General features: G+C 58.0%; 4 protein-coding genes and 1 pseudogene. 1 reads left to right on the forward strand and 4 read right to left on the reverse strand.

Annotated features, from left to right (window positions below; genetic code table 11):
• Positions 1-335: 335 nt before the first annotated feature.
• Both BM252_RS30750 and ychF read right to left on the reverse strand, forming a co-directional pair.
• Positions 336-665 (reverse strand): hypothetical protein, encoded by a 330-nt coding sequence (locus BM252_RS30750; RefSeq protein WP_139236829.1) that lies wholly within the window; start codon positions 663-665, stop codon positions 336-338.
• Between the two features lie 319 nt (positions 666-984).
• On the reverse strand, positions 985-2,076 hold the full coding sequence (ychF, locus tag BM252_RS29630; protein WP_093391363.1) for a redox-regulated ATPase YchF: 1,092 nt from the start codon (positions 2,074-2,076) through the stop codon (positions 985-987).
• A 192-nt stretch (positions 2,077-2,268) separates the two neighbouring features.
• On the opposite strand from ychF, the gene BM252_RS29635 reads away from it, so the two are divergent.
• Positions 2,269-2,718, forward strand: a complete 450-nt coding sequence (locus BM252_RS29635; protein ID WP_245774512.1) for an acyl-CoA thioesterase — start codon at positions 2,269-2,271, stop codon at positions 2,716-2,718.
• Positions 2,719-2,725: 7 nt separating this feature from the next.
• On the opposite strand, the gene BM252_RS31345 is transcribed toward BM252_RS29635, so the two are convergent.
• Together BM252_RS31345 and BM252_RS31350 are read right to left on the reverse strand one after the other, a co-directional pair.
• Complete coding sequence (locus tag BM252_RS31345; protein ID WP_174900732.1) at positions 2,726-2,878, reverse strand: hypothetical protein; 153 nt, start codon at positions 2,876-2,878, stop codon at positions 2,726-2,728.
• Between the two features lie 236 nt (positions 2,879-3,114).
• Positions 3,115-3,503 (reverse strand): annotated as a pseudogene (locus tag BM252_RS31350) (hypothetical protein); the annotation flags it as partial.

Raw genomic sequence — 3,503 nt, forward strand, 5'->3', positions numbered from 1 at the left:
GCGTCTTAGCCTGTGGAGAGTCGGCGCATTCAGGCCGCTCGATGAAGCAGGAACCCACCGAAGCGACCCGTAGATCATCACGCGGCGCCGTAGGAGTCCCCGTCCTTTAGGGTGGGGAGGATGTCAAAAGGTGATGTAGCCTACCAATCCTCCAAAATCTTCATGGAAGAATACGCTGGTGTGGCTCAAATGGTCTGAGTGAAGGTTCAGCGCCTGCGCATGCAGAAACATGTCCAACGATGGCGTGCCGCAGGAAAATTGCTCCAACCGGTAAAGTTCTTGCGGCGCAACCTCATTGATTGGAATTAAGGCTGTAAAGCCAAATTCCGAAAGCATTAGGCAGGTAGGCGACGGAATTTCGCAGTAGCTGCGGAGGCGTGCGCGTCCTTCGCGCGTTTGGCTAACTGGTCGGCCTTGGACTGCTGTTCGCCGGATATCGGATTTGCAACAATAGCACGGATCTGCTTTGTGGTTTCGCGCGCCAATTTGGTGCGGCTCGCTGAGGCGACAGCAAGGACTAACATCTTACCGTCCTTGCCAGCATGGGTTGAGCGGATAACGGTAACGCGGCCGATTTTTGCATGAGTCGTGCCTATGCTAACACTCCCCTGATGCGAGCGGGAATGCTGGCAAATTTCAACCGTGGAGGCGTCAGGCTTTTTCATAGATTGAAGTATACATACCTAAGAACGATACGCCATTGATTTTGGCTATCATACATTGATGTTGCTATCAAATGACGACAGAACACCATTGCGGATTTGGCCGAGCAGCGCGGAGAATTAAGGGTGCTGAGTGGGGAAATGGGGCAAGCATACCGGTGCTTTCCGGTTCGACTTCGACTTCATCCCCGGCATCTTACCCAGCTTGAAAGGAGCGAAAAGACGATCCCGCGAGAGGAGCAGATACAAAAAAGCCCCGAGTCTACGGGGCTTCTTGTCACTATTGAGATGACATGAAATGCGGTGGTTTGATGGATCGCGCTTAGACGTTGAACAGGAAGTTCAACACGTCGCCGTCCTTGACCACATATTCCTTGCCCTCGGCGCGCATCTTGCCCGCTTCCTTGGCGCCGCTCTCGCCCTTGTAGGCGATGAAGTCGTCGTAGGCGATGGTCTGGGCGCGGATGAAGCCGCGTTCGAAGTCGGTGTGGATCACACCGGCCGCCTGCGGCGCGGTGTCGCCGACGTGGATGGTCCAGGCGCGCACTTCCTTGACGCCGGCGGTGAAGTAGGTCTGCAGGCCGAGCAGCTTGTAGGCGGCGCGGATCAGGCGGTCCAGGCCCGGCTCTTCCATGCCCATGTCACCCAGGAAGGCGCCCTTGTCGGCGTCGTCCAAGTCGGCGATCTCGGCTTCGATCGAGGCGCAGATGGCGACGATGGGTGCGTTCTGCGACTGCGCGTAGGTGGTCAGCTGGTCCAGCAGCGGGTTGTTCTTGAAGCCGGTGTCGGAGACGTTGGCGACGTACATGGCCGGCTTGGCGGTGATCAGGCACAGCGGCTTGATCAGCAGCATCTCGTCGGCGTCCAGGCCCATCGCGCGCACCGGTTTGGCGTCGTTCAGGTGCGGCATCATGCGCTCGAGCAGGGCGACCAGCTTGGCGGCGTCCTTGTCGCCCGAGCGGGCCTTCTTGGCCTCGCGGTGGATGGCTTTTTCCACGGTGCCCATGTCGGCCAGGGCCAGCTCGGTCTGGATCACTTCGATGTCGTCCAGCGGGCTGATCTTGCCGGCCACGTGGATCACGTTGTCGTCCTCGAAGCAGCGCACCACGTTGACGATGGCGTCGGTCTCGCGGATGTGCGACAGGAACTGGTTGCCCAGGCCCTCGCCCTGCGAGGCGCCGGCCACCAGGCCGGCGATGTCGACGAACTCGACGATGGCGTTGACCATGCGCTCGGGCTTGACGATCAGCGCCAGCGCGTCCATGCGCGGGTCCGGTACCTCGACCACGCCGACGTTCGGCTCGATGGTGCAGAAGGGATAGTTCTCGGCCGGGATGCCGGCCTTGGTCAGGGCGTTGAAGAGGGTGGACTTGCCGACGTTAGGCAGGCCGACGATGCCGCATTGGAGACTCATGAAAAACCTTTAATAATCAATATCGCCGGCAAGCGGCGTGTGAAAAACGGCCAGCGCGGGGCGGCGTTTTCTGGAATTGGTACTGTCTTGCAGCGTTCAGGGGGTCAATTGTACCCCCCTCGCCTGTTCTGTTCAAAAAAAACCCCGCGTTCCCGCGCTAAAATGGTCGATCACCTTGGAACAGGAGCTTGCATGTCTTTGCGCGACGCCGGACGGGATCAATTCCCCCAATTCATGACCATCCCGACCCGCTGGATGGACAACGACCAGTATGGCCATGTCAACAACGTGGTCTATTACTCGTACTTCGACACGGCAGTGAACCAGTTCCTGATCGAGGCCGGCGTGCTCGACATCCACCACGGCGCGGTGGTCGGCTTCGTCGTCGATTCCGGCTGCTCCTACTTCAGCCCGGTCTCCTTCCCCGACGTGGTGCACGCCGGCATCCGCGTCGCCAAGCTGGGCAACGCCAGCGTGCGCTACGAGATCGCCTTGTACCGCAACGACGACGCCCTGCCCTGCGCCGCCGGCCATTTCGTCCATGTATATGTGGAACGGGCCAACAACCGGTCGGTGGCGATTCCCGATCCGGTGCGAAGCGCACTAACGCAGATTGCCTTCCCGAAGAAGAGACAAGCATAAAGCTTTGTCAATCTCGAATAATCGCGGCACGCGCCGCATATGCCTTGGCTTCTTGTTTCCGTCCAAGGCTACCACTAATCTTCGACAAGAAACCCAATACGGGCTTCAGGCGGGGATCGTTCACACCGCCTTCCTTCTCATAATATGTCAAGGTTTCCATTCTCAACCTAGACATGCCTGCATGTCGGCCGCCACCACTGTCAGGCTATGGCTTGCCGCGACGAGAAACAGGATGGCCAAGGGCCGGCGCAACGGAACACTTTGTACACGTCTATGTCGAGCGTAAGCAGCCGGCCTGTGCCAAGTCGAGACTGTCAGGCCCCTGCTGTCGGCAATAATATATGCCGCACCTGCGCACTCATAGCGATCACTTGGCAAGTGAGCACAGTTTTTGCCTCACGCTTCAGCCGCTGGCTCGGCTGTGGTTAGTTTCACGTACTGAACGTTAAGAGTCTTCACATCCTGGTACCGAAGCACGAAAGAATCGCCATCAATGGCGTAGAACCGCTCGTCGCTGGCGCCACCGTCCTGGGGAGCCGTATTTTTATCAGCACTCAACGGACGTCTTGCCACACCCTGCAAGATCAAGCGATCAAGGTTACCATCTGAATCGAAAAAAAAGTCATCCAATACGCCGACATAGAGCACAGCATCCTTCGCCACCTCTACAATTGCTGAGATCATAATAAGGTCGGGCTTCTCCTCCTGCGAAAAATCGGCTCCAGTCAACAGGTAGTACCAAGGTGCGTTTTCCACGCCAAACTGGACACCCATTCCACGGCAAA

Source organism: Rugamonas rubra (assembly GCF_900114705.1).
In the GTDB taxonomy this organism is placed as follows: Bacteria; Pseudomonadota; Gammaproteobacteria; order Burkholderiales; family Burkholderiaceae_D; genus Rugamonas; species Rugamonas rubra.

Coding starts and splice junctions, on each gene's coding strand:
- BM252_RS30750 (WP_139236829.1), bottom strand. CDS start 665: ATGAAAAAGCCTGACGCCTCCACGGTTGAAATTTGCCAGCATTCCCGC.
- ychF (WP_093391363.1), bottom strand. CDS start 2,076: ATGAGTCTCCAATGCGGCATCGTCGGCCTGCCTAACGTCGGCAAGTCC.
- BM252_RS29635 (WP_245774512.1), top strand. CDS start 2,269: ATGTCTTTGCGCGACGCCGGACGGGATCAATTCCCCCAATTCATGACC.
- BM252_RS31345 (WP_174900732.1), bottom strand. CDS start 2,878: ATGGAAACCTTGACATATTATGAGAAGGAAGGCGGTGTGAACGATCCC.